Origin of the sequence: Streptomyces sp. NPDC093225, assembly GCF_044753805.1 — a bacterium.
Lineage (GTDB): Bacteria > Actinomycetota > Actinomycetes > Streptomycetales > Streptomycetaceae > Streptomyces.
The window spans coordinates 27,876-51,685 of the sequence record NZ_JBIVNX010000003.1 but is presented as its reverse complement, the minus strand read 5'-3'; the positions used below and the strand labels follow the sequence as shown (position 1 = coordinate 51,685).

Annotated in this window: 24 protein-coding genes and 4 tRNA genes; 21 read left to right on the top strand and 7 right to left on the bottom strand. The window is 74.0% G+C overall.

The annotated features are described in order from the left end of the window. Nucleotides 1-65: 65 nt before the first annotated feature. Nucleotides 66-3,989 (bottom strand): ATP-dependent RNA helicase HrpA, encoded by a 3,924-nt coding sequence (hrpA, locus tag ACIQCH_RS04230; RefSeq protein WP_402577752.1) that lies wholly within the window; start codon nucleotides 3,987-3,989, stop codon nucleotides 66-68. Between the two features lie 138 nt (nucleotides 3,990-4,127). Here hrpA and ACIQCH_RS04225 point away from each other — a divergent pair, with 138 nt between their 5' ends. From ACIQCH_RS04225 to ACIQCH_RS04215, 3 genes are all read left to right on the top strand, one after another. Beyond that, a complete protein-coding gene (locus tag ACIQCH_RS04225; protein WP_402577750.1) occupies nucleotides 4,128-4,559 on the top strand; it encodes a hypothetical protein in 432 nt (143 codons plus the stop codon). An 83-nt stretch (nucleotides 4,560-4,642) separates the two neighbouring features. After that, nucleotides 4,643-5,422: a DsbA family protein gene (locus ACIQCH_RS04220; protein ID WP_402577748.1), complete on the top strand. Its 780-nt coding sequence runs from the start codon at nucleotides 4,643-4,645 to the stop codon at nucleotides 5,420-5,422. Then, nucleotides 5,422-6,267, top strand: coding sequence for a cytochrome c biogenesis CcdA family protein (locus tag ACIQCH_RS04215; RefSeq protein ID WP_402577746.1), 846 nt, complete (start codon nucleotides 5,422-5,424; stop codon nucleotides 6,265-6,267). Before ACIQCH_RS04220 ends, ACIQCH_RS04215 begins: the two co-directional genes overlap by 1 nt. Nucleotides 6,268-6,310: 43 nt before the next feature. Here the strand turns inward: ACIQCH_RS04215 and ACIQCH_RS04210 are convergent. The 3 genes from ACIQCH_RS04210 to ACIQCH_RS04200 form a co-directional block, all read right to left on the bottom strand. Further along, nucleotides 6,311-6,384 (bottom strand) — tRNA-Phe (locus ACIQCH_RS04210). Between the two features lie 22 nt (nucleotides 6,385-6,406). Next, nucleotides 6,407-6,480: transfer RNA gene (locus tag ACIQCH_RS04205), tRNA-Asp, on the bottom strand. A 37-nt stretch (nucleotides 6,481-6,517) separates the two neighbouring features. Next, a tRNA-Glu gene (locus ACIQCH_RS04200) sits at nucleotides 6,518-6,590 on the bottom strand. A gap of 127 nt (nucleotides 6,591-6,717) precedes the next feature. On the opposite strand from ACIQCH_RS04200, the gene ACIQCH_RS04195 reads away from it, so the two are divergent. The 8 genes from ACIQCH_RS04195 to ACIQCH_RS04160 all read left to right on the top strand — a co-directional run bounded on the left by ACIQCH_RS04195 (nucleotide 6,718) and on the right by ACIQCH_RS04160 (nucleotide 13,465). Continuing rightward, nucleotides 6,718-7,068, top strand: coding sequence for a metallopeptidase family protein (locus tag ACIQCH_RS04195; RefSeq protein WP_402577744.1), 351 nt, complete (start codon nucleotides 6,718-6,720; stop codon nucleotides 7,066-7,068). Next, nucleotides 7,065-7,562 (top strand): fluoride efflux transporter CrcB, encoded by a 498-nt coding sequence (crcB, locus tag ACIQCH_RS04190; RefSeq protein ID WP_402577742.1) that lies wholly within the window; start codon nucleotides 7,065-7,067, stop codon nucleotides 7,560-7,562. Before ACIQCH_RS04195 ends, crcB (ACIQCH_RS04190) begins: the two co-directional genes overlap by 4 nt. After that, a complete protein-coding gene (gene crcB, locus ACIQCH_RS04185; protein WP_402577740.1) occupies nucleotides 7,559-7,930 on the top strand; it encodes a fluoride efflux transporter CrcB in 372 nt (123 codons plus the stop codon). Before crcB (ACIQCH_RS04190) ends, crcB (ACIQCH_RS04185) begins: the two co-directional genes overlap by 4 nt. 258 nt (nucleotides 7,931-8,188) lie before the next feature. Further along, nucleotides 8,189-8,758 carry a hypothetical protein gene (locus ACIQCH_RS04180; RefSeq protein ID WP_402577738.1) on the top strand — a complete coding sequence of 190 codons (570 nt, stop codon included), beginning with the start codon at nucleotides 8,189-8,191 and terminating at the stop codon, nucleotides 8,756-8,758. Nucleotides 8,759-8,987: 229 nt separating this feature from the next. After that, nucleotides 8,988-11,357 (top strand): DEAD/DEAH box helicase, encoded by a 2,370-nt coding sequence (locus ACIQCH_RS04175; protein WP_402577736.1) that lies wholly within the window; start codon nucleotides 8,988-8,990, stop codon nucleotides 11,355-11,357. Nucleotides 11,358-11,533: 176 nt separating this feature from the next. Beyond that, nucleotides 11,534-11,689 (top strand): hypothetical protein, encoded by a 156-nt coding sequence (locus tag ACIQCH_RS04170; protein ID WP_402577734.1) that lies wholly within the window; start codon nucleotides 11,534-11,536, stop codon nucleotides 11,687-11,689. 19 nt (nucleotides 11,690-11,708) lie between these two features. After that, nucleotides 11,709-13,289 (top strand): FG-GAP-like repeat-containing protein, encoded by a 1,581-nt coding sequence (locus ACIQCH_RS04165; protein WP_402577732.1) that lies wholly within the window; start codon nucleotides 11,709-11,711, stop codon nucleotides 13,287-13,289. A gap of 103 nt (nucleotides 13,290-13,392) precedes the next feature. Then, a tRNA-Lys gene (locus ACIQCH_RS04160) sits at nucleotides 13,393-13,465 on the top strand. 107 nt (nucleotides 13,466-13,572) lie between these two features. Here the strand turns inward: ACIQCH_RS04160 and ACIQCH_RS04155 are convergent. Both ACIQCH_RS04155 and ACIQCH_RS04150 read right to left on the bottom strand, forming a co-directional pair. Next, entirely contained in the window at nucleotides 13,573-13,929 is a 357-nt protein-coding gene (locus tag ACIQCH_RS04155; RefSeq protein ID WP_402577730.1) for a DUF488 domain-containing protein, read from the bottom strand. Next, entirely contained in the window at nucleotides 13,926-14,519 is a 594-nt protein-coding gene (locus ACIQCH_RS04150) for a TetR/AcrR family transcriptional regulator (protein ID WP_402577728.1), read from the bottom strand. Before ACIQCH_RS04150 ends, ACIQCH_RS04155 begins: the two co-directional genes overlap by 4 nt. Nucleotides 14,520-14,725: 206 nt before the next feature. Here ACIQCH_RS04150 and ACIQCH_RS04145 point away from each other — a divergent pair, with 206 nt between their 5' ends. Together ACIQCH_RS04145 and ACIQCH_RS04140 are read left to right on the top strand one after the other, a co-directional pair. Next, on the top strand, nucleotides 14,726-15,217 hold the full coding sequence (locus ACIQCH_RS04145) for an FBP domain-containing protein (RefSeq protein WP_402577726.1): 492 nt from the start codon (nucleotides 14,726-14,728) through the stop codon (nucleotides 15,215-15,217). Between the two features lie 217 nt (nucleotides 15,218-15,434). Then, on the top strand, nucleotides 15,435-15,635 hold the full coding sequence (locus ACIQCH_RS04140; RefSeq protein ID WP_402577724.1) for a hypothetical protein: 201 nt from the start codon (nucleotides 15,435-15,437) through the stop codon (nucleotides 15,633-15,635). A gap of 83 nt (nucleotides 15,636-15,718) precedes the next feature. Here the strand turns inward: ACIQCH_RS04140 and ACIQCH_RS04135 are convergent, their stop codons facing one another. Further along, nucleotides 15,719-16,810: a LuxR C-terminal-related transcriptional regulator gene (locus ACIQCH_RS04135; RefSeq protein ID WP_402577722.1), complete on the bottom strand. Its 1,092-nt coding sequence runs from the start codon at nucleotides 16,808-16,810 to the stop codon at nucleotides 15,719-15,721. Nucleotides 16,811-17,140: 330 nt separating this feature from the next. Here ACIQCH_RS04135 and ACIQCH_RS04130 point away from each other — a divergent pair, with 330 nt between their 5' ends. From ACIQCH_RS04130 to ACIQCH_RS04095, 8 genes are all read left to right on the top strand, one after another. Next, nucleotides 17,141-17,389 (top strand): hypothetical protein, encoded by a 249-nt coding sequence (locus ACIQCH_RS04130; protein ID WP_402577720.1) that lies wholly within the window; start codon nucleotides 17,141-17,143, stop codon nucleotides 17,387-17,389. 117 nt (nucleotides 17,390-17,506) lie between these two features. Continuing rightward, on the top strand, nucleotides 17,507-18,487 hold the full coding sequence (locus ACIQCH_RS04125) for an LLM class flavin-dependent oxidoreductase (RefSeq protein WP_402577718.1): 981 nt from the start codon (nucleotides 17,507-17,509) through the stop codon (nucleotides 18,485-18,487). Nucleotides 18,488-18,564: 77 nt separating this feature from the next. Beyond that, the gene (mpaB, locus tag ACIQCH_RS04120) at nucleotides 18,565-19,686 is read left to right on the top strand and encodes a daptide biosynthesis RiPP recognition protein (RefSeq protein WP_402577716.1); all 1,122 of its coding nucleotides are present in this window, start codon (nucleotides 18,565-18,567) and stop codon (nucleotides 19,684-19,686) included. Then, complete coding sequence (mpaM, locus tag ACIQCH_RS04115) at nucleotides 19,683-20,507, top strand: daptide-type RiPP biosynthesis methyltransferase (protein WP_402577714.1); 825 nt, start codon at nucleotides 19,683-19,685, stop codon at nucleotides 20,505-20,507. Before mpaB ends, mpaM begins: the two co-directional genes overlap by 4 nt. Beyond that, a complete protein-coding gene (gene mpaD / locus ACIQCH_RS04110; RefSeq protein ID WP_402577712.1) occupies nucleotides 20,507-21,850 on the top strand; it encodes a daptide-type RiPP biosynthesis aminotransferase in 1,344 nt (447 codons plus the stop codon). Before mpaM ends, mpaD begins: the two co-directional genes overlap by 1 nt. After that, a complete protein-coding gene (mpaC, locus tag ACIQCH_RS04105) occupies nucleotides 21,850-23,154 on the top strand; it encodes a daptide-type RiPP biosynthesis dehydogenase (RefSeq protein WP_402577710.1) in 1,305 nt (434 codons plus the stop codon). Before mpaD ends, mpaC begins: the two co-directional genes overlap by 1 nt. A gap of 74 nt (nucleotides 23,155-23,228) precedes the next feature. Continuing rightward, nucleotides 23,229-23,402, top strand: coding sequence for a daptide-type RiPP (locus ACIQCH_RS04100; RefSeq protein ID WP_158939143.1), 174 nt, complete (start codon nucleotides 23,229-23,231; stop codon nucleotides 23,400-23,402). A 91-nt stretch (nucleotides 23,403-23,493) separates the two neighbouring features. Beyond that, a complete protein-coding gene (locus tag ACIQCH_RS04095; protein ID WP_402577707.1) occupies nucleotides 23,494-23,676 on the top strand; it encodes a daptide-type RiPP in 183 nt (60 codons plus the stop codon). Nucleotides 23,677-23,810: the final 134 nt, after the last annotated feature.

Genomic DNA, 23,810 nt, shown 5'->3' with positions numbered 1-23,810 from the left:
TTGCGGCCGCTGGCGCGGCTGCGAATCAGACTGTACAGCAGGTGGGGGGGTGCGGTCGAACCGGATCAGGGAGCGGCCGCGTCCACGGCCTTGATGATGCGTTTGTCGGAGATCGGGTACGCCGTACCGAGGGCGTGGGCGAAGTAGCTGACCCGCAGTTCCTCGATCATCCAGCGGATCTCCCGCACCTCCGGCGGCACCGGTCGGCCCTTGGGGAGCTGCTCCAACAGCCAGGCGTACTCGTCCTGCATCTCGTGGACCTTCTCCATGCGGGTGGTGTCCCGCTGGACGCCCGTCGGCATCTGCTGGAGCCGCCGGTCCACCGCGACCAGGTAGCGCATCAGGTCGGGCAGTCGCTTCAGCCCGGTGAGGGTCACGAAGCCGGCCGGCACGAGGGCCGCCAGCTGCGTCCTGACGTCCTGGACGTTGGTGAGCAGGGCGAGGCTGTTGGTGGTCTTCAGGCGGCGCTCGCAGGCCTGCCAGGCGGCCAGGATCTGCTGCACCTGGGCGACCGTGCGTACGGTCGCGTCCACCAGGTCCGCCCGCACCCGGTCGTAGAGCTTCCGGAACGACTCCTCGTCCCAGGCCGGCCCCCCGTGGTCGGCGATCAGCTTGTCCGCCGCGGCGGTCGCGCAGTCGTCGAAGAGGGCCTGGATCGAGCCGTGCGGATTGGCCGACAGGGCGAGCTTCTGCTGGTTGGTGAGCTTGTCCGAGGCGAACTTCGCCGGGTTGACCGGGATGTTCAGCAGGATCAGCCGGCGCGTGCCGCGCCACATCGCCTCGTACTGCTCGGCCTCGGTGTCGAAGAGCCGTACGGAGACGCTGTCGCCGGCGTCCACCAGTGCCGGGTACGCCTTGACCGGCTGACCGGCCCGCCGGGTCTCGAAGACCCGCTCCAGCCGGCCGATCGTCCAGTCCTTCAGGCCCGTGCGTTCCACGGAGGGGCCGCCGGCCCGCTCCGCGGTGGCCGCGGCGGCCTGCGACAGCGCCTGCCGGGCCTTCGGCTTCAGCCGGAGCCGGAGGGCCTCCAGGTCCTTGTCCTCGGCGATCTTCCGGCGCCGCTCGTCGATGATCCGGAAGGTGATCTTCAGGTGCTCCGGGACCCGGGAGAGGTCGAAGTCCTCGGCCGTCACCGGGACGCCCACCATCCGCTGGAGCTCCCGCGCCAGGGTCGACGGCAGCGGCTCCTGCAGCGGAACGACGGAGTCGAGGAAGCGGGCCGCGTAGTTGGGCGCCGGGACGTAGTGCCGGCGGATCGGCTTGGGCAGCGACCGGATCAGCTCGGTGACGACCTCCTCGCGCAGGCCCGGGATCTGCCAGTCGAAGCCCTCATCGGTCACCTGGTTCAGCACCTGGAGCGGGATGTGGACGGTCACGCCGTCCGCGTCCGCGCCCGGTTCGAACTGGTAGGTCACCTTGAACTTCAGCCGGCCCTGCCGCCACGAGTCCGGGTAGTCGTCCTTCGTGACTCCGGCGGCCTTCTCGGTGATGAGCATCTCGCGCTCGAAATCGAGCAGTTCGGGCTGCTCGCGTCGCTTGTGCTTCCACCACGAGTCGAAATGGGCGCCGGAAACGACGTGTTCGGGGATGCGCCGGTCGTAGAAATCGAAGAGCGTCTCGTCGTCCACGAGAATGTCGCGGCGCCGCGCCCGGTGCTCCAACTCCTCGACCTCGGTGAGGAGTTTGCGGTTGTCGGCGAAGAATTTGTGGTGCGTGCGCCAGTCGCCCTCGACCAGTGCGTTGCGGATGAACAGCTCCCGCGAGGCCTCCGGGTCGATCCGCCCGTAGTTGATTTTGCGCTGCGCCACGATCGGCACGCCGTACAGCGTGACCTTCTCGTACGCCATGACGGCCGCCTGGTCCTTCTCCCAGTGCGGCTCGCTGTAGGTGCGCTTGATCAGGTGCTGGGCGAGCGGCTCGACCCATTCGGGCTCGATCTTCGCGTTGACCCGGGCCCACAGCCGGGAGGTCTCCACCAGCTCCGCGGACATCACGAGCTTCGGCTGCTTCTTGAACAGCGCCGAACCCGGGAAGACCGCGAACTTGGCGGAGCGGGCGCCCAGGTACTCGTTCTTGTCCGTGTCCTTGAGGCCGATGTGCGAGAGCAGGCCGGCCAGCAGCGAGACGTGCACGCTCTGCTCGGGCGCGTCCTCCTCGTTGAGGTGGATGCCCATCGACCTGGCGACCGTACGCAGCTGCGAGTAGATGTCCTGCCACTCGCGGATCCGCAGGAAGTTCAGGTACTCCTGCTTGCACATGCGGCGGAACGAGGACGAGCCGCGCTCCTTCTGCTGCTCGCGCACGTACCGCCACAGGTTCAGGTACGCCAGGAAGTCGGAGGTCTCGTCCTTGAACCGGGCGTGCTGCTGGTCGGCCTGGGTCTGCTTGTCCGAGGGCCGCTCGCGCGGGTCCTGGATCGACAGCGCGGCCGCGATGACCATGACCTCGCGCACGCAGCCGTTCCTGTCGGCCTCGACGACCATGCGGGCGAGCCGCGGGTCGACCGGCAGCTGGGACAGCTTGCGGCCGAGCGGGGTCAGCCGCTTCCTGTGGTCCTTCTCGGCGGGGTCCAGCGCGCCCAGCTCCTGGAGCAGCTGCACGCCGTCGCGGATGTTGCGGTGGTCCGGCGGGTCGATGAAGGGGAACTTCTCGATCTCGCCGAGCCCGGCCGCGGTCATCTGGAGGATGACGGAGGCCAGGTTGGTGCGCAGGATCTCGGCGTCGGTGAACTCCGGCCGGGTGAGGAAGTCGTCCTCGGAGTACAGCCGGATGCAGATGCCGTCGCTGGTGCGGCCGCAGCGGCCCTTGCGCTGGTTGGCGCTGGCCTGGCTGACCGGCTCGATCGGCAGCCGCTGCACCTTGGTGCGGTGGCTGTAGCGGGAGATGCGGGCGGTGCCCGGGTCGATCACGTACTTGATGCCCGGGACCGTCAGGGAGGTCTCGGCGACGTTCGTGGCGAGGACGACGCGGCGGCCGGTGTGCGGCTGGAAGACCCGGTGCTGTTCGGCGTGCGACAGGCGCGCGTAGAGGGGGAGCACCTCGGTGAAGCGGAGCTTGAGCTTGTTGAGCGCGTCCGCGGTGTCGCGGATCTCCCGCTCGCCGGAGAGGAAGACCAGGATGTCGCCCGGGCCCTCCTTCTGGAGCTCGTCGACGGCGTCGCAGATCGCGGTGATCTGGTCCCGGTCGGCGTCCTCGGAGTCCTCTTCCAGGAGGGGCCGGTAGCGCACCTCGACCGGGTACGTGCGGCCGCTGACCTCGACGATCGGGGCGTCGCCGAAGTGGCGGGAGAAGCGCTCGGGGTCGATGGTCGCGGAGGTGATCACGACCTTGAGGTCCGGCCGCTTCGGGAGGAGCTGGGCGAGGTAGCCGAGGAGGAAGTCGATGTTGAGGCTGCGTTCGTGGGCCTCGTCGATGATGATCGTGTCGTAGGCGCGCAGCTCGCGGTCCGTCTGGATCTCGGCGAGCAGGATGCCGTCCGTCATCAGCTTGACGTAGGTGGCCTCGGGGTCGACCTGGTCGGTGAACCGGACCTTCCAGCCGACCGTCTCGCCGATCTCGGTCTTCAGCTCCTCCGCGATCCGCTCCGCCACGGTGCGGGCGGCGATCCGGCGGGGCTGGGTGTGGCCGATCATGCCCCGGACGCCGCGGCCCAGCTCCATGCAGATCTTCGGGATCTGGGTGGTCTTGCCGGAACCGGTCTCACCGGCGACGATCACGACCTGGTGGTCGCGTATCGCCTCGGCGATCTCGTCCTTCTTCTGACTGACCGGAAGGTTCTCGGGGTACGTCACCGCCGGCCGGCGCGCGGCCCGGGCGGCCACCCGCTCGGCGGCCTTCCCGGCCTCGGCGGCGAGCTCGTCGAGCACCGCCTGGCGGGCGTCCGGCTGACGGATGCGGCGGGCTCCGTCGAGGCGGCGGCCGAGTCGGTGGGCGTCGCGGGGCGAGAGCTCTGCGAGCTGGGTCTGCAGGGCGGCGAAGGAAGTAGACATACCTGCTCGAGGATCTCACCGATGGGCTGTGGGTGGCGAACCCATTTCACGGGGCGGGCCGTACCATTTCGGGACGACTCCCCCATTGGATCTTCCGGAAGGCCTCGCATGCCGCGACTCCCGTGCCGCGGGCGGCGCATGCCTTCGCCCCTCGCGGTGATGGTCGGGCTGGTCCTGGCGGGCGTGGGGCTCCTGGTCGGTGCCGGTGTCCCGGCGGGGGCCGCCGCGTCGGTCGCCGCCGGCGTGGTCCCGGTGGCCGGCCCTCGGGTCGCCCTGCCGGCCGGGGCCCCCGCCGCGCAGGGCGGTCCCCTCGCTGCGTCGGGCCCTGCGGGGTGGGGGATCGTTTCGCAGGGGGACGGCGACGGCGGTGGGCGGCGGTGCGAGCCGGGGAGCGTGCCGGACGGCGGGACCGTCGGACGGTCCGTCGCGGGGGAACGCGGGCTCGCCGGTCCCGGCCGGGCCACCGGCCAGGAGCCGTGGCCGGCCCGGGGCGCCCGCGCCGTGGCGCCCGTACGGGGGACCGGGCGCGCCGCACCCGGCCCGGTGGAGCTCTCCGTGCTGCGGGTGTAGGAGCCGCGCCCCCTCCGCCGCGGAGGGGCCGCACCGCGCGCACGCGCACCTCCACACCCGTACCGAACAACCAGGAGCACCGCATGTCCGACTCCGCCCTCAAGCCCCTGCTCGTCTCCGCCGGCATCGCGGCCGCCGCCCTCGCCCTCGGCGTGGCGTCGTGGCAGGCCACCTCCGGCGGCGGTGACGGCGCCGCCGCGCCCGACCGGGGCGCCGTGTCCGCCACCGCCACCCCCGGCGGCGGGGGCGACGCCGGTGGCGACCACCTGCTCGCGCTCGCCCGGCGCGACCCGAAGGACCCGTTCGCGCAGGGCCGCGCCGACGCGCCGGTCGTGCTGATCGAGTACGCCGACTTCCGCTGCGGCTACTGCGGCAAGTTCGCCCGCGACACCGAGCCGGACCTCGTCAAGAAGTACGTCGACGACGGCACCCTGCGCATCGAATGGCGCAACTACCCGATCTTCGGCGCCGAGTCCGAGGCGGCCGCCAAGGCGGCCTGGGCGGCCGGCCGGCAGGGCCGCTTCTGGCAGTTCCACGCCGCCGCGTACGCGGAGGGCAGCAAGGAGAAGGGCTTCGGGGACGCCCGGCTGCGCGAGCTCGCGCGGCAGGCGGGGGTTCCCGACCCGGCCCGGTTCGAGAGCGACATGAAGAGCCCGGCCGCCCAGGAGGCCCTGCGGAAGGACCAGGACGAGGCCTACGGCCTCGGCGCGTCCTCGACCCCGTCGTTCCTCGTCGGCGCCACGCCCATCGCCGGCGCGCAGCCGGCCGACACCTTCCACCGGGCCATCGAGGCGGCCCGCGACCGGGCGCGGGCCGCGGCCGGACCGACGCCGGGCGGCACCGCGCGCGGGGCGGCGCAGTAATGGGCATCGGATACCTGGCCGCGTTCCTCGGCGGGCTGCTGGCGCTGCTCTCCCCGTGCAGCGCCCTGCTGCTGCCCGCGTTCTTCGCGTACTCGATCGACTCGGCCTCCCGGCTGCTCGCCCGGACCGGCATCTTCTACGCCGGTCTGGCGACCACCCTCGTGCCGCTCGGCGCGGCGGGCTCGTTCGCCGGGCGGTTCTTCCACGGCCACCGGGACCAGCTCGTGCTGGCCGGCGGCTGGCTGATCGTCGCGCTCGGGCTGGCGCAGGTCCTCGGGCTCGGCTTCGCCTCCCGGCGGATGGCGGAGCTGTCCGGGCGGATCCGGCCGACCACCGCGCTGTCCGTGTACGCCCTCGGCGCGGTCTACGGCCTGGCCGGCTTCTGCGCCGGACCGATCCTCGGCAGCGTCCTGACCGTCGCGGCGGTGAGCGGCAGCCCGGTCTACGGTGGTCTGCTGCTCGCCGTGTACGCGCTGGGGATGGCGGTGCCGCTGTTCCTGCTCGCGGCGCTGTGGGAGCGCTTCGAGCTGGGTCGCCGCCGGTGGCTGCGGGGGCGGGAGGTGCGCGTGGGGCGACTGCGGCTGCACACGACGTCGTTGCTGTCGGGCGCGTTCTTCGTCGCCCTGGGCGCGCTGTTCCTGGCGTACGACGGGGCGAGCGCGCTGCCGGGCCTGCTGGACGCGGACGACTCGTACGCGGTGGAGGCGCGGGTGCGGACGCTGGCCGACGCGGTGCCCGACTGGGCGCTGCTGGGCACGGTGGCCGTGGGCGCGCTGGCGCTGGGGGCCGTCCGCTGGCGCCGGACGCGTGCGGAAATCCGTGCGGCCGCTGAGCCGGAGGGGTGAAACACGAGGAAGGCCCCGTCCGATGGACGGGGCCTTCCGGTTGTGGCTGGGGCCGGGGTCGAACCGGCGACCTATCGCTTTTCAGGCGATCGCTCGTACCAACTGAGCTACCCAGCCACGAGACCGTTTCCGGTCTCAGCGATCCTGACGGGACTTGAACCCGCGACCTCCACCTTGACAGGGTGGCGAGCTAACCAACTGCTCCACAGGACCATGCTTGTACGAGATTACTCTCGCACAGGGTAATGCGTGCCCCCAACGGGATTCGAACCCGTGCTACCGCCTTGAAAGGGCGGCGTCCTGGGCCACTAGACGATGAGGGCTAAGGGCCCACCTGGGCGCTTCTCAGCGCGTCGGGGACGTGAGAAGCATATGGGACGCGGGGCGGGATCGCCAAAACGGTTTGCTCCCCGCCACTCCGGAAGCGGCCGCACGGGGGAGAATGACCGGGTGCTGGAGATGACGCGCGAGGAGTTCGAGGAGCTCGTGGCGGAGGCCCTGGACCGGATCCCGCCGGAGCTGACCCGGTTGATGGACAACGTCGCGGTCTTCGTCGAGGACGAGCCGCCGGCGGCGGACCCGGAGCTGCTCGGGCTGTACGAGGGGACTCCGCTGACCGACCGCGGCGAGTGGTACGCGGGGGTGCTGCCCGACCGCATCACGATCTACCGCAACCCCACGCTGCGGATCTGCGCGACGCGGGAGGACGTCGTCGAGGAGACCGAGATCACGGTGGTGCACGAGATCGCCCACCACTTCGGCATCGACGACGAGCGGCTGCACGCCCTGGGGTACGGGTGACCCGGCCGGTCCCGGGCGCGGAGGCGATCGACCCCGACGTCGACCTGCACGTACCGGCGCAGCGCGCCGAGCGGCAGGGGCCGGTGCTGGCCGCGGTGTCGGCGGGCGGGGTGCTCGGGGCGCTGGCGCGGTACGGGCTCGTACTGGCGTTCCCGGCCGGGCCCGGGGACTTCCCGTGGGCGACCTTCGCGATCAACGTCGTGGGGTGCGCGCTGATCGGGGTGCTGATGGTGCTGATCAGCGAGGGCGGGCGCCGTGCGCACCCGCTGGTGCGGCCGTTCCTCGGGGTCGGGGTGTTGGGCGGGTTCACCACCTTCTCGACGTACGCGGTGGACGTCTCGCGGCTGCTGGACCGCGGTGCGGCCGGCACGGCGCTGGCGTACGCGGCGGGGACGCTCGCGGGGGCGCTCGGGGCGGTGTGGCTGGCCGCCTCGGTCGCGCGGGCGCTGGTGGCCCGGCTGGCCGGTGCGCCGCAGGGGGAGGGCGGTCGGTGAACTGGCTGCTGGTGGCCCTCGGGGCCGCGGTCGGCGCCCCGTTGCGGTACCTGACGGACCGTTCGGTGCAGTCCCGGCACGACTCGGTGTTCCCGTGGGGGACGTTCACGGTCAACGCCGCGGGCTCCGTGGTGCTCGGGGTGCTGACCGGTGCCGTGCTGGCCGGCGACTCCGGGAGTGCCTCGCAGGCGCTGGTGGGGACCGGGCTGTGCGGGGCGCTCACGACGTACTCGACCTTCTCGTACGAGACCCTGCGCCTGGCCGAACGGGGCTGGCACTTCCTGGCGGTGGCGAACGTGGCGGGGTCGGTGCTGGTCGGGCTGGGCGCCGTGCACGTGGGGTCGGAGCTGGCGCAGCAGCTGCTGTAGCGGGCCCCGCGGCGGTGGTCCGGGGGTCGCGCGGCGGGACGGGCGTCGGGGCGGGCACGGGGGTTCGGGCGCTGACCGGGCGCTTGCCGGACACGGGTGCGCGCGGCCGGGCGCCGGGGGTCGGTCACGGTGGCCGTGTTCGTTCGGGCGGGTATGCGAGACCAGCGCATGTCACCGGACGCGTGTCCCTCGGGGGGTGACGGGAGTTGGGCACATTGACCCGTCTGCCCCCGCTGCCGGAGGTGCGCCGTGCGCCAGATGTCCGCTCCCGTCCGACTGGCCGTCGCCGCGCTCGCGGTGGCCGCGTCCGCGGGTTGCATGAGTGTGAGCGACGACGCAGGCCGGCCCGCGCCGTCGCCGTCGGCCGGGCAGCGCGGGGCCGCGGCGGAGCCGGACGGCGGTACGGGCCGCGGGCACGCCGGCCGGGGGCACGCCGGCGGCCGTGGCGCGGACGTGGCCGAGGCCGCGCAGGACGCCGGGCCGGGCGCGGCCGGCAAGCCCGGCGCGGGCGCCACCCCCACCCCGGGCGCCCCCGGCGCACGCCCCACCGTCGGCGCCACTCCCTCCGGCCCGGCCGCCCCGGGTCCGGGCACGGGCCCGCAGGAGCCGGAACCCGGCGGCGGCGACGCCGGGGGCGGGGCGGGCGGCGGTGACGGCGGGCCCACGCAGCCCCCGGAGACCCAGCCCCCCAGCCCGACCCCGGTGGACCCGCCCACCACGGAGCCCAGCTCGCCGCCGCCCTCGTCCGAGGCGCAGCCGCAGGCGGCCGCGGAGCACCCGGTGCCGCTGGCCGAGCCCTCGGCATCGCCGCAGGCGGGGCCCGTGTAGCGGTGTGACGGTGGTCTCTCGGGGGCTTTCTTCGGCCGATCGAGTTGCCAGGGCGGGGGTGAGGTGCGTATGGTTATAGATCGTTTGATCCCATTGCCCGGCGCCGAACCCGAAGAGCGCCGCGTGGCGCGTACTCTCCCTTGCCGTGGCTGACCGCATGAAGGCGGTCGAATTTGCGATTCACGGAGTTTGGGCGCGTGCCGAGACTCCGGAAGGTTTTCGCATTCGCATGTCCATTTCCAGTTCCGACCGCTCCGTCATGCCCGAGAACGACTCCGTCGAGGCTGTCGAGACCGTCGTGATCGACGAGACCATCGAGGCGCTTGAGGCCCAGGTCGCCGATGTGGCGATCGAGGACGCCGAGGCCGACGGTGGCTACGAGTCCGACGAGCTCGACTACGCCATGGACGACGAGTCCGACGTCGAGGACGAGGACGGCCAGGACGACGAGCCCGGCATCACCTTCGGCGACCTCGGTCTGCCCGAGGGCGTCGTGCGCAAGCTGGCCCAGAACGGCGTCACCACCCCGTTCCCGATCCAGGCCGCGACCATCCCGGACGCGCTGGCGGGCAAGGACATCCTCGGCCGCGGCCGCACCGGCTCCGGCAAGACCCTCTCCTTCGGTCTGCCGCTGCTGGCCACGCTGGCCGGCGGCCACACCGACAAGAAGAAGCCCCGCGGCGTCATCCTGACCCCGACCCGCGAGCTCGCGATGCAGGTCGCGGACGCCCTCCAGCCGTACGGCGACGTGCTCGGCCTGAAGATGAAGGTCGTCTGCGGCGGTACGTCCATGGGCAACCAGATCTACGCCCTCGAGCGCGGTGTCGACATCCTCGTCGCCACCCCGGGCCGACTGCGCGACATCATCAACCGCGGCGCCTGCTCCCTCGAGCAGGTCAAGATCGCGGTCCTCGACGAGGCCGACCAGATGGCGGACCTGGGCTTCCTGCCCGAGGTCACCGAGCTGCTCGACCAGGTTCCGGCCGGTGGCCAGCGCCTGCTCTTCTCCGCCACCCTGGAGAACGAGATCGACAGCCTGGTCAAGCGCTACCTGGTGAACCCGGTCACGCACGAGGTCGACCCCTCCGCCGGTGCCGTCACGACCATGACGCACCACGTCCTCGTCGTGAAGCCGAAGGACAAGGCCCCGGTCACCGCCGCCATCGCCGCCCGCAAGGGCCGCACCATCATCTTCGTCCGCACCCAGCTGGGCGCCGACCGCGTAGCCGAGCAGCTGCGCGAGTCCGGCGTGAAGGCGGACGCGCTGCACGGCGGCATGACCCAGGGCGCCCGTACCCGGACCCTGGCCGACTTCAAGGACGGTTACGTCAACGTCCTCGTCGCCACCGACGTCGCCGCCCGCGGCATCCACGTCGACGGCATCGACCTGGTCCTGAACGTGGACCCGGCCGGTGACCACAAGGACTACCTGCACCGCTCCGGCCGCACCGCGCGCGCCGGCCGCTCCGGCGTCGTGGTCTCCCTGGCCCTGCCGCACCAGCGCCGCCAGATCTTCCGTCTGATGGAGGACGCGGGCGTGGACGCCTCGCGCCACATCGTCGGCGGTGCCGGCGCCTTCGACCCCGAGGTCGCCGAGATCACCGGTGCCCGGTCCCTGACCGAGGTCCAGGCCGACTCCGCGAACAACTCCGCCAAGCAGGCCGAGCGCGAGGTCGCCGAGCTGACCCGCAAGCTGGAGCGCCTCACCAAGCGCGCCGGCGAGCTGCGCGAGGAGGCCGAGCGCCTGATCGCCCGCGCCGCCCGCGAGCGCGGCGAGGACCCGGAGGCCGCGGTGGCCGCGGTCGCCGAGGCGGCCGAGACCGAGCTGGCCGAGGCGGTCGCCGAGGCCGCCGCCGCCGAGGCCCGTGCGGAGCGCGCCCAGCGCGACGAGCGGGGCAACTTCGAGCGCCGCGACCGTCGTGACGACCGTGGTGGCGACCGTGGTGGCTTCCGCCGTGACGACCGCGGTGACCGCGGTGGCTTCGAGCGCCGTGACGACCGTGGCGGCTTCCGTCGCGACGACCGCGGTGACCGTCCGTCGGGCGGCTTCCGTCGTGACGACCGGGGTGACCGTCCGTCCGGTGGCTTCCGCCGTGACGACCGGGGTGGCGAGCGCGGTGGGTTCGAGCGTCGTGACGACCGCGGCGGCGACCGTGGTGGCTTCCGCCGTGACGACCGCGGTGACCGCGGTGGCTTCGAGCGCCGTGACGACCGTGGCGACCGCGGTGGCTTCCGCGGTGACCGTCCCGCCGGTGGCTTCCGTCGTGACGACCGTGGCGACCGTCCGTCCGGTGGCTTCCGCCGTGACGACCGTGGTGGCGAGCGCGGTGGGTTCGAGCGTCGTGACGACCGCGGCGGCGACCGCGGTGGCTTCCGCCGTGACGACCGCGGTGGCGAGCGCGGTGGCTTCGAGCGCCGCGACCACCGCGGCGGCTCCGACCGCCCGTTCAACCGCGAGCGCCGCGACGACCGTCCGGGCTACCGCGCCGGCGGCTCCGACCGCCCGTTCGGTCGCCGCGACGACCACCGTCCCTCCGGCTCCTCCGGTTCCTTCGGCGGCCGCCGTGACGACAAGCCCCGCTGGAAGCGGAACGGCTGACGGGCACTGCGCCTGACGCCCAGTAGAGCCTGAAGAACCAGGGCCCGTACGACACTTCGGTGTCGTACGGGCCCTGGTCGTTTGTGCAGGCGGAATCGGTTGTTGTGGCTGATGGGGCCACTGTTACGATCCGGCCAGCGGAGCCGTGCCGAGACCGGGGAACCGGTTCGGTCTCCGTGACCGGGACGCCCGACGCGCCCACCGGCCACCACCTGCTGCGCGCCGGCGCCGAGCCCGGCTCGGTGCTCCTCAACACCGGCACCAGCACCGCCAACCTCGCCGCGACCACCCGGACCGCCACCGGGTTCGCCGCGTACAAGACGCTTTCCTGATCCGGGGGGATCCAGACCGATGAACCACACGTACACCGACGCCGGACCCCACAGCGCGCGGCTGCGGCGCCTGGCCGCCGCCACCTCCGCCACCGCGGCCCTGGTCGCCGGCCTGCTGTCGGGAGCCACCGTCCCGGCGGGCGCCGCGGCGGCCGCCGCCGGCCCGGCGATCCCGTCCTGGCTGGTCCCGATCCGGGCCGAGAAGGAGGGCACCGGCCTGGTCAAGGGGTGCACGGCGGTCCTGCTGGGCCCGCTGCGGGCGGCCACCGCCGCCGACTGCTTCACCGGCCGCGGCGTGAAGGACTTCCTCACGACGTACAACCCGGACGGCGGCGGAGGGGGCTCCAACGGCCCCCGCTACCGCCTCGCAGCCCAGTACGACGCCGCCACCGGCCGCGCCGACTTCGCCGTGGCCCACGCCGGCCGCGCGCAGGTCCAGCGGCCCGTCCTGGCCGCCGCCGCCGACAACGCCCTGTACGCGGCGGGCGCCAGGGCGACCTTCCTCTCCTGGACCGCCGCGACGCCCACGGAGACCCGCACGCCGCACTCCGAGCAGGTCGTGGTGCGCTCGGCCGCCGACTGCGCCGTCCTGCTGGGCCGTCCGCTGCCCTCCGGTTCGCTGTGCACCGCCCCCGCGCCCGGCGCGCCGCTGGTGCCCCGGACCGAGCGCTGCGTCGGTGACGCGGGCGGCGCCCTCATGGCGGCCGGCAAGGTGATCGGCCTGTCGGCCACGGGGGCCACCGGGTGCGCCGCGCACAACGTCCGGCTCTACACGTCCGTGCGCGCGTACCGGCCCCAGCTCGTGGAGTGGTCGCGCGACATGGAGCCGAACGCGTCCTTCGACCGGACCGGCAGCGTGGTGGCGCGCGAGCGCGAGCCCGAGGCGTACCTCGACTTCTGCGCCGCCACGCCGCAGCTGACCCGGGACTGCACCGCGGGGGACCACACGGCCAACGCGGCCGACCACGACGTCGCGTACCCGCTGCTCACGGCCATGGGCGACGCGGACGGGGACGGCACTGGGGACCTGCTCGCCCGGCGGACCAACGGCGACCTGTACCGGTTCGACCGTCCGACGATCGCGGACCTGGACTCGGACCCCAAGGTGCTGCTGGGCCGGAACTTCGGCATCTACAACACCCTCCTCGCCGTCCGCGACCTCTCCGGCGACGGCATCGGCGACCTGCTCGGCCGCGACTCCGCGGGCGTGCTGTGGCTCCACCACGGCACGGCGGGCGGCAAGCTGTCGGTCCGCACCCGGGTCGGCTCGGGCTACCAGCAGTACACCGCCTTGGCCGGCCGGAGCGACTACGACGGTGACGGCCGCGCCGACCTGGTCGCGCGTGACCGCGCCGGCGTGCTGTGGCTGCACGCCGGCAACGGCGCCGGTGGCCTGCGCGCGCGGGTGAAGGTCGGCACGGGCTGGAACGCGTACAACAGCATCGTCGGCAGCGGTGACATGGACGCGGACGGCCGCCAGGACCTCGTCGTCCGGACCCCGGCCGGCGCGGCGTACGTCTACAACTCCGACGGAAAGGGCCACTTCACCCCGAAGCGCTGGGCCACCACCCAGTGGAAGCAGTACCTCCGCATCGGCTGACGGCCCTCCGGGGCGCCCCGGGCCACACGCCGCGGCCGGCCACCGTCGATAGTCGATCGGCTCTCCGGCGGTGTCCGGCTATGCTCAGGGGGGAGCACGCCGTGGGCCATTAGCTCAATTGGCAGAGCAGTGGACTTTTAATCCATTGGTTGTCGGTTCGAGTCCGACATGGCCTACTCGGACGGGCCCGCCTCGGCGGCGCCCCGAACCGCGTGCTCGGACGGCCCGACCGGATCACTCCGGTCGGGCCGTCGGCTTTTTCCGGGCGGGTGGCCCGTACGGGCTACAGGTGCTCCAGCAGGACCGAAACGTGGCTGTGCGCCGGGTCCTTGACCGCCGTCACCAGCGTGACGGGACCGCCCGAGACGAGCCCGCGGAGCTCCGCGAGGGCCGCGGCGGCCTCGGGGGCGGCGAGCTCGGCCGCGTACCGGTCGGCGAACTCCTCGTACGAGCCCCCGCCGGCGTGGTACCAGCGGCGCAGGTCGTTGGACGGGGTGAGGGCCTTGGGCCAGGAGTCCACCCGTGCGTCCGCCTTCGCGATGCCGCGCGGCCAGAGCCGGTCGACCAGGACGCGGGTGCCGTCGTCGGGGCCGGGCGGGTCGTAGATCCGGGCGACGCGGATCCCCTCGGTGCTGCTCATGGGGCCACCCTGGGGGATGCGGAGGCCGCCGGCCAGCCGGCGAGCAGCGTGTCGAGCGCGTCGATCATCCGGTTCCAGGAGGCGTCGAGGTCCCGCTCGGCCCGGAAGGCGGCGGCCGCCTCCAGTGCCGCGAAGCCGTGGAAGGTGCTGCGCAGCAGGCGCACGGCGTCGGTCCGGTCGGGCTCGTCGAGGTCGTACGAGCGCAGCAGCGCGTACGTGTACTCCACCAGCCGCAGGTGGCCGGGCGAGGCGGCGAGGGTCTCCGGCGGCAGCTCGAGCTGGGTGGCCGCGTAGCGGCCCGGGTGCCCGACGGCGTACGCGCGGTAGGCCTCGGCGAAGCCGGCCAGCGCCGCCTTGCCGGAGCGCCCGGCCAGGGCGGTGCCGAGCCGGTCGCTGAACTCGGCGGCGGAGCGCACCGCGAGCCGGCTGCGCAGGTCCCGGAGGTTGCTGACGTGCGAGTAGAGGCTGGCGTCCTTGACGCCGAAGCCGCGGGCGAGGGCGGAGAGGGTGACCGCGTCGAGGCCCACGGAGTCGGCCAGCTCGGCGGCCGCGGCCACCACCCGGTCGGCGGTCAGTCCCGCGCGGGCCATGTGCGGCTCCCTTCCGCGGCGGTGGGGCGTGCCGTCGTGCCGGGGGCGGTGCGTGTGGTCGTGCCGCTGGTCATGCGGCGCCTCCTGGAGGGGTGTCGGGGGACCCGGGCGGTCCCGTCGGGGCGATCTTCCTTGGTGTGGCCGGTTGTCGCCTTGGGTATTTAATCCGTTGCCTAGGGGCTCTAGGAATACGTACCGTCGTCGGCATGCGCACCCTGACCGAGAACGACATCCGCGGATCCTTCGTCAACTGCACCAAGGGAGAGGCCCAGCGCCTCCCGATGCCCCGGGACCTCGACGAACGCCCTTGGGCGCACCTGGACTTCCTCGGCTGGCGGGACCTGTCGGCCCCGGACCGCAGCTACCTCGTGGCGGACCTCGACGACGGCCGGCTCGTGGGCGTCGCCCTGCGCTTCCCCGCCGTCAAGCGCGGTTTCCTGCACCGCAGCATGTGCTCGGTGTGCCTGACGGTCCACCCGGGCTCGGGGGTGTCGCTGATGACCGCGCGCAAGTCCGGCAAGGAGGGGCGCGAGGGCAACTCCGTCGGGCTCTACATCTGCACCGACCTGGCGTGCTCGCTGTACGTGCGGGGCGAGAAGCTGCCCGAGCCGGGCGGGCGGTTCGAGGAGTCGCTGACCGTCGAGCAGCAGGTCGAGCGGACCCGCGGCAACCTCGCGGCCTTCCTCGGCAGGCTCTGACCGGATCCGGGCGGCTCCGGGGGATCCGGGCGGCTCCGGGCCGGCCTCGTGCCGGTTTCCGACCGGTTGCGCACCGCCTGCGCTGCAGCATGCTGCAGCGCAGGCTGCACGAAGCTGCAAGTGGAACGGCCGGTCCCGCCCCCGCGGGGGTGGGACGGTGAACAGGGGCGATCGCCACCCCCCCACACCTCCACCGACCGATCCACGGGAGATCCTCATGTCCGCATCCGAGCCCCAGAACCGCGCCCAGGGCTACGGCCCCGCGCTGGTCGCCGCCCTGCTGGCCCTCGGCCTCGGCGTGGGCACGACCGTCTTCGACGGTGCCGCGCGCACCGCGCTCTCCATCGGCCTGGGCCTCGCCGTCCTCGTCAGCGCCGGCCTGGTCGGGGCCTCCGTGCGCCGCGCCCGCGGCCAGTAGTGCTCGGCGTGCGGTGAGGGGCGCGGGCCGAGCGGGCCGCGCCCCTCACGGCCGTTCACGGCCCCGCTCAGAGCCGGCCCCGCTCAGAGCCAGCCGCGCTCGCGGGCCAGCAGGGCGGCCTGGAAGCGGTTCGTGGCGTCCAGCCGCTGCATGAGCGCGGCCACGTGCTTGCGGTACGTACGGACCGAGATCCCCAGGTCACGGGCGCCGCTCTCGTCCTTGTCGGCCGCGTACAGCGACTCCAGGATCTTCCGCTCGATGCCGCTGGGGAGCCAGCCCTCCGAGGCGCTGTCGCCGCCGCCGGTCGCCGGCAGTTCCTGCGCGGTGTCCCACATGCGCTCGAACAGCGAGACCAGCGCGGCCACCAGGCCCGGCTCGCGGGTGAGGATCGCGCCCCGCGCCGTGTGCGTCGGGTCGATCGGGGTGAGGGCCGCGCTCCGGTCACAGATGATCATGCGCTCCACGGGCTGGTGGGAGATGCGTATCTCCGCCCCCTTCTCCACCAGTTCCCGCAGGTACGCCAGCGTCGGCGGGTCGTCCAGGGCCCCCGCGCCCATGAGGGTCCGCATCCGGATGCCGCGCCGCAGCACGCGCAGGTCCATGGCGCGGGAGTTGGCGATGCCCTGGGCGGACAGGACCCCGGGCGGGTTGGTCGTCATCGACTCGGTGCGGGTGAAGAACGTCAGCTCGTCGATGGCCGCCCGTACTTCGTCCATCCCCTCCAGGTGCTGGATGGGGGAGCCGCCCCGGTCCGCGAGGACCGTCGCCGAGGCCGCGTCCCGGTCCGCGAGCAGGGAGTCCACGACGCCGCTGGCGGCCACCGCCGCCTCCAACTCGTCCCGCAGTCGCACCACTCGGCGCTCGACCAGCCGTTCCACCGCCTTGGCCGGCGGGACGGGGCGCAGTGCCCCGCCCGGCGTCTCGGTGGCCAGGCCCAGTTCGGCGATCCTGCGGCAGGCCGCGGCCGTCTCGGCGGTCCGCGGTTCCGGCCGGTCGGGCCGGCCGGGCTCGTCCGGGGCCGTTCCGGCGACCTCCGCCGGTGCCTTCGCCTCCTCCATCCGCGCCTGGCACAGCGCGAGTTGGGCCGGTCCGGCCTCCCCCGTACGCAGCAGCAGTCGGTAGAGCTCCTCGTCCTCCCGTGGGACTCCGAGGAACTCCAGGTTCGGTTGCGCCATTGCTTCCCCCGCCGGGCCACTCTTCTTTACTCGGTCTTGACCCCAAGAACTACCTCGTGTCACTCGGAGACGACAAGGCCGGACTGCCCGGTTCCGATCTTGGCCGCACCTCCGCCGCAGGTGGGGAGCCGTTCGCGGGGGGCTGCGGGAGGCGCTCGGGAACCGCCCGGGAACGGCTCGCGGTTCACCCGGGGCCGCGCAACATCCGGCACGGCGGTACGCAGCATGCTGCACGCGATCGGCCTCGATCCGGCCCTTGCCGGACGGCAGAGTTGTTCTCGCAAGGAGCGGTCGGAACCGCTCCACCAGAGTCCACGGGGGAGAACAGAAATGAACCGCACGTCCCTGCGCCTGACCGCCGCCGCCCTGCTCGCCGGCGCCGTCCTCGCCATCGGCGGCACGGGCACCGCCCAGGCCGCCACCGCGGACGAGCGCCCGGCCGGACAGCCGGTCGCGGTGACGCAGAGCGTGGCCACGGGCACCGGCGCCGTGGACGGCGTCACCCACGCGATCGAGTCCGCCGCGGACGCCGCCGCCGACGTCCTGCGCCGCGTCAAGGAGACCCACGAGTGGGGCTGAGGGTCCGCTGCTGAGCCGTCCCCGCCGATCACCCCAGGGGCCGGGCCCCTGACCGAGGCCCGCCCCGGGCCGTGCCCCTGACCACGGCGCGGCCCGCCCACCAGGAGACCAGCCACCATGACCCGCTACTCGGTACTCGTCCCGTTCGTGCCCCGCCGGCCCGAACAGCTGCTGCCCTACGCCGGGCTCGTCCAGTGGACGGGCGCCCACCGCCTCTGGCAGGGCCAGGGCATGCTCACCGAGCCCCACCAGGGCTTCGCCCACGCGGCGGGGGCCGGCTTCCGGATCCCGACGGGACTGGGCGTGACGCTGATGCCGATGCGCCACCCGTACGAGGCGGCCCTGCAGGCCAAGTCGCTGTCACTGGTGACCGGCGAGTCGGTGGTCGCGGGCTTCGGACCCGGGTCCCGCGAGATGCAGTGGGCGATGCGCGGCGAGCCGTACAAGAGCCCGCTGACCGCCGCCCGCGAGTACCTGACCGCGGTGCGGGCGGCCCTGACCGGGACGCCCGAGGTCATGGAGGGCGACTACTGGCACCATGCGGGCCGGCTGGCGCCGCTGCCCGGGCCCGGTGTCGAGATCGGCCTGGGCGTGCTGCGCCCCGGCATGGCGAAGGTGGCCGGCGAGCTGGCCGACGTGGCCATCACCTGGCTGACCCCGGCCCGCTACCTGAGCGAGCTGATCGTCCCCGCGCTCGCCGCGGGGGCCGAGAAGGCCGACCGGACCGCCCCCCGGGTGGCCGCGATCGTGCCGCTCGCCCTGGCCGCCGACGACCGGGACCCGGCCCGGCTGGCGCTCGCCTCCAACGGCGCGCACCTGCGCCTGGCGCACTACCGCGACATGCTGCGCAAGGGCGGAGTGCCGCTGCCGGACGGCGAGTTCGCCGACGGCGACGAGACCTCGCAGGCGCTGGCCCTGGTGAAGGGCGACGCGTTCCTGTACGGGACGGCCGACGAGCTGACGGAGAAGCTCGCCGGGTACGCCGCCGCCGGGGTCGACGAGATCGTCCTCAACGTCACCGGCGTGGCCTCGCTGTACGGACCGCAGGCCGCGTCCCAGGAGCTGAAGGAGCTGCTCGGCGCGCTCGGCCTCGCGTAGGCCCCCGATCCTCCCCCGCTCCTCCCCTGCTCCTCCCCCGTCCTCCCCACACGCTTCCGCGCACCCCTGAGGTAGTCATGTCCATGCCAACAATCGCGCTCCGCGCGATCGAGTGGGGGACCGGGCGTCCCCTGCCCGGACCTCACCGCGCCACCGCCCCCGCGACCCCCGCGACCGCCACCGTCGTCCTCGCCGACGCCGCCCACCTGCCCGGACTCCTCGACTCGCCCCTGACCGGACCGGGCAGCACCGTGCTCGTCCCCGGCCCCGAAGCGGGCGCCACCACCGACCGCAGCGGCGTCACCGTCGTCACCTACGAGGGCGAGCTGTCCGCCGAGGCCGACGCCGAGGCGGGCCTGCACCCCGACTTCTACCTCCAGACCCAGCCCTACGCCCGGGCCCGGGCCCTCGCGCCCCTCGGACCCGTCCTGGTCCGCGTCACCGGTCCCGACGACCTCGACGCGTTCCTCGGCGACGCCGACCGGGCCCGTGCGGAGGGCGTCTTCCCCGACCACATCACCCACCCCGCCGTGCAACTCGCGGACCACCGCGAGCTCGGCGCCCCCGTCGAGGGCGACGGTCCGGCCTTGCGGCTGTACGTCGGCTCCGACGGCACGGTCCACCTCAACCCGGGCGGCGCTCCGCTCGGCGGACTCGGCACCCCCCCTGCCGACCTGGACCGTGCCTGGCGGACCGTCGCCCTCGACCCCCGTATCACCGAACGCCCCTGGCTGGGGCGGTACCTGGCGGCGCTCGACGCCGTCCGGGCGGCCCGTGCCCGTGGCTTCGGCGGGATCCGGGTCTCCGGGTTCGGCGGCCGGCTGCCCGCGGCCGGCCCCGACGGGGCCGGGACCGACGCCGCCACCGACACCGGGGTGCGCGACGTACCCGACGTACGCACCGCAGCCGACGCCCACGACCCGCACCTGCCCCTCCTGCTGACCGCCGGGACCGCCCCGGCCGACGCCCCCCGGAGCCTGGTCCACGACCCGCGCACCGGCCGGGCCGTCGCCCTCGCCCCCGGCTCCGCCCGGGCGGCCGAAGCCCTGCTGGCCACGGGCGACCGGACCGCCGCCGCCGCGTGCGCCGACCCGGCAGCCGTGGCCGCCGTCGCCGACTACTTCGCCGCCGCCGGCCTGCCGCTCGACCCCGAACCCACGACCGATCGCACCACCTCCGAGAAGGAGCCCGCCCGATGAGTACCCTGCTCAGCCCCGCCCGCGCGGGCACCCCGGTCACCGGCCGGGCCGGCGAGGCGATCGCCGCCCTCGGCGACCGCGCCCGGATCTGCGACCTGTACGACGCCGACGGCAGCCCCGTCTACCACGACATCTGCGGCACCACCGGCCACGAGGTGCGCGAGATCCTCGACGCGGCGGCCCCCTTCGAGGGCCCGGTCCTCGACCTCGCCGCCGGCTCCGGACGGCTCACCTTCCCGCTGCTCGCCGCCGGCCGCACCGTCACCGCGCTCGAGCTCTCCGCCGACATGCTGGGCCTGCTCCGCGACCGGATCGCCCTCGCCCCCGCCGCGGTGCGCGAGCGCTGCGACACCGTCGAGGCCGACATGAGCGACTTCGACCTCGGCCGCCGCTACCCCCTCGTGCTCCTGGGCACCACCACCATCTCCCTGCTCGGCGAGGAGGACCGTCCCGGCCTCTACCGCTGCGTCCGCGAACACCTCGCGCCCGGCGGCCGGTTCCTGCTCACCACCGTCCACGTCGACCCCGCCGCCGACGGCACCGGCGAGTCGGAGATCCCCGTCACCGGGCTGAGCGGCCGCGGCTACGTCATGTACGAACAGTGGTCCCCGGGAGCCGAGACCCGCACCGTCACCGTGCTGCCCGCCGACACCTCCGGCGAGGGCCCCGTGACCGTCTGCACCACCACCATCGGCGTCCTGCCCGCCGACCGGCTCATCGCCGAACTCGAAGCGGCCGGCTTCGCCATCCGCTCCGTCACGCCCGTCGACAGCGGCGGCGGCCGCCACCACGACGTCCTGCTGGAAGCCGAGGCCCTCTGATGGACCGCACCGAGAACGCGGGCTACCAGGCCCTGTGGACCAGCCTGGTCCCGCCCTCCCAGCACGGCCGCGACGAACTGTGCGCCGTCGGCGCCGACGGCATGCGCATCCGCTTCCAGGACGGCCGCGAACTCCTCGACGGCGACAGCGGGTTGTGGAACGCCAACCTCGGCCACGGCAACACCGCCATCGCCGAGGCGGTCGCCAAGGCCCTCCACGAGGCCTCCTACCTCAGCATCTTCCGGTACGAGCACACGTACGCCCGCCGGGCCGCCGAGGCCCTCGTCGACCTGGCCGGCGCCGACCACTACGGCCGGGTGCTCTTCTCCACCTCCGGCGGCTCCGCCAACGACCTGGTCATGAAGACCGCCCGCCACTACCACGCCCTGCGCGGGGACCACGCCCGCAAGCTGGTCGTCGGACTGCGCGGCAGCTACCACGGCCTGACGTACGGCTCCTTCTCCCTGACCGGCGAGAACCTCGGCCAGACCCTGTACGGGGTCGACGGCCGCCTGGTCCGCCACGTGCACCCCAACGACCCCGCGGAGATCCGCGCACTGCTCGAGCGCCACGGCGAACTGGTCGCCGCGGTCGTCGTCGAACCGGTCCTCGGCAGCGGCGCGGTCCCCCTCGACGACACCTACGTCGACACGCTCCTGGCCCTGCGCGACGAGTACGGCTTCCTCCTCGTGGCCGACGAGGTCGCCACCGGCTTCGGCCGCACCGGCGACATGTTCGCCTCGCAGCGCTGGAGCGGCCGCCCCGACCTCCTGGTCACCTCCAAGGGCCTGACCAACGGCACCTGCGCCGCCTCCGCCGTGATCGTCGCCCGCTCGGTCGCCGACGCCTTCGAGGAGGCCGACGCGATGCTCACGCACGGCGAGACGCAGGCCGGCACCCCCGCCACCTGCGCCGCGATCCTGGCCACCATCGACGAGATGCGCCGCCTGGACGCGGTGGCCCGCGGCCGCCGGCTGGCCGAACGCCTCGAGGACGAGCTCACCCAGCTGGTCTCCGGGCACGCCCTGATCGGCGCCACCACCGGCGTCGGGCTGTTCCGCTCCATCCGTGTGGTCACCGCCACCGGCGAGCCGCTGCCCCAGACCGAGGTCATGGGCCTGGTGGGCCGGATCCGCGAGGCGGGCGCCATCGTCCACCCCGGGGTCCACGGCGTCCAGCTGCTGCCCGCGCTGACCTGCGGCGACGAGGACCTCGCCGAACTGCTGCGACGCGTCGTCGCCGGCATCGAGGCGCACGCCGCCGACCTGGCCGGGGCCGCGGACGACACCGCCCGCCCGGCCCCGGACACGGACGACGCACCCGCGCTGGCCGGGGCCCGCTGATGAACCTGCCCTGGTCCGGTCGGACCCGTCTGCTGCTCGGCCCCGAAGGGCTGGCCGACTGGCTCTCGTACGCACCCGTGGGGCGGGCCTCGGTGCTCGTCGACCCCGCCCTCACCGGCGCGCGGATCACCGGGCTCGTCGAGGACGAACTGGCCCGCGCCGGACACCTGGTGCGCCGCCTGGTCCCCGAGGGCCCCGGCGACGCCACCGAGATCCTGGACCTGGCCGCCCGTACCGCACGCTCCGAGCTGATCGTCGCGATCGGCGGCGGGACCTGCGTCGACCGCGCCAAGCTGGCCCTGCTCGCCGGGGACAGCCCGGCGGCCGCACAGGCCCTGACCACCCGCACCCGGTGCGGACTGCTCGCCCTGGACCAGGCGGTCCGGCGGGTGCGGCCCCTGCTGGCCGTGCCCACCACCGTCGGCCCCGGGTCCGAGCTCAGCCGGGTGGCCTGCATGCCGCACCGCCAGGGCAAGCGCCTGGTCTCCGCCGAGGCGCTGACCCCGGACGCCGCCCTGCTGGACCCGGCGGCGACCGAGACCCTGCCGGCGGAGCTGCTGGCCGAGGGCGTCCTGGAAGCCCTGTTCCGGACGGTCACCCCGTACGCGGGAGACCACAAGGAACTGCCCGTCGAGGACGCCTTCTGCGAGGCGGCCGCGGCCCAACTGGCCGGGCTCGGCCACCGGGTGGCGGAGCTCCGCGCGGCGGGGCGGCCCCTCGACGCCGGGCTGCGGCTGGACGTCGCGCGGCTCAGCGGCCTGACCCACGCCCCCTGGATGCGCCTGGGCCGCAGCCCCTTCACCACCGAGGGCTGGATCATCGCCAACGAGCTCTCCACGGCGCTGGGCATCCGCAAGATGACCGCCGTCGCGGCCCTCCTGCCGCACCTGTGGCGGGCCGTCCTCGACGGGGACGAGCGCTACGGCTCGGCCGAGCGGCTGCACCGCATCTGGCAGCGCATCCGCGAGGGCCTGCCGTACGGGCTGCCCGCCGACCCGGCCGACGGCATCGCCGCACTCGTCGACGCCTGGCGGATCGGACGCCACGTCGCCGCCGACCCGGCACGGCTGGCGGCCGTCGCCCGGCAGACCACCCGGGCCTGGGGAGCCGGCCTGCCGATGCTCGGCGGACTCCTGACCGCCGACGTCGAGGCGCTGCTCGTCCGGACCTGCGCCACCGGCACCGCCACCGGCACCACCAGCACCACCACGGCCACGGCGTCCGACGCCCCCGCCGCACCCCGCACCGGGCCGGCGGCGCAGCACGCCCCCGCCCGCCCCCTCACAGACTTCCGCGCCGCGTGACGGCGCGGATCGGAGCCTCCGGCAGCCGCCGCGGCCCCGGTTCCACCCCAACCTCCGAGAAGAAGGAGTTCGCGATGAGCGAGCAGTTCGAGAAGAACACCCCCGTCACCGCATCCGCCCCGGAGGAGGGCCTGGAGCTGGGTCTGCAGGAGCTGGAGGCCCTCGAGGCCCCGGGTTTCTGGACCGGCTTCTCCGCCGGCACGGCCATCAGCGGTGCGGCCATCGCCTCCGCCGCGATCGCCACCTGATCCGCGCCCGGGCCGTCCCCGCGCACCACCCCCGCACCACGTCCCGTACCACGTCCCGTACCACCCCGTCGTCCCACCCAAGGAGTTCGTGATGAGCGAGCAGAACGTCGCGCAGCAGGCCGAGACCTCGGTCGCCCCCGAGCAGGACCTGGAGCTGGGCCTGCAGGAGCTCGAGACCCTCGAGGCCCCGGGCTGGGTGACGATCGGCGGCTTCTCCGCCGGTGTCGCCTCCGCCGCCTCCGCGGCCGTCATCTCGGCCACGATCGTCACCTGATCCAGCCCCGCATCCCACCCCAAAACCCTTATCCCATAAAGGAGTTCGTGATGAGCGAGCAGAACGTCGCGCAGCAGGCCGAGACCTCGGTCGCCCCCGAGCAGGACCTGGAGCTGGGCCTGCAGGAGCTCGAG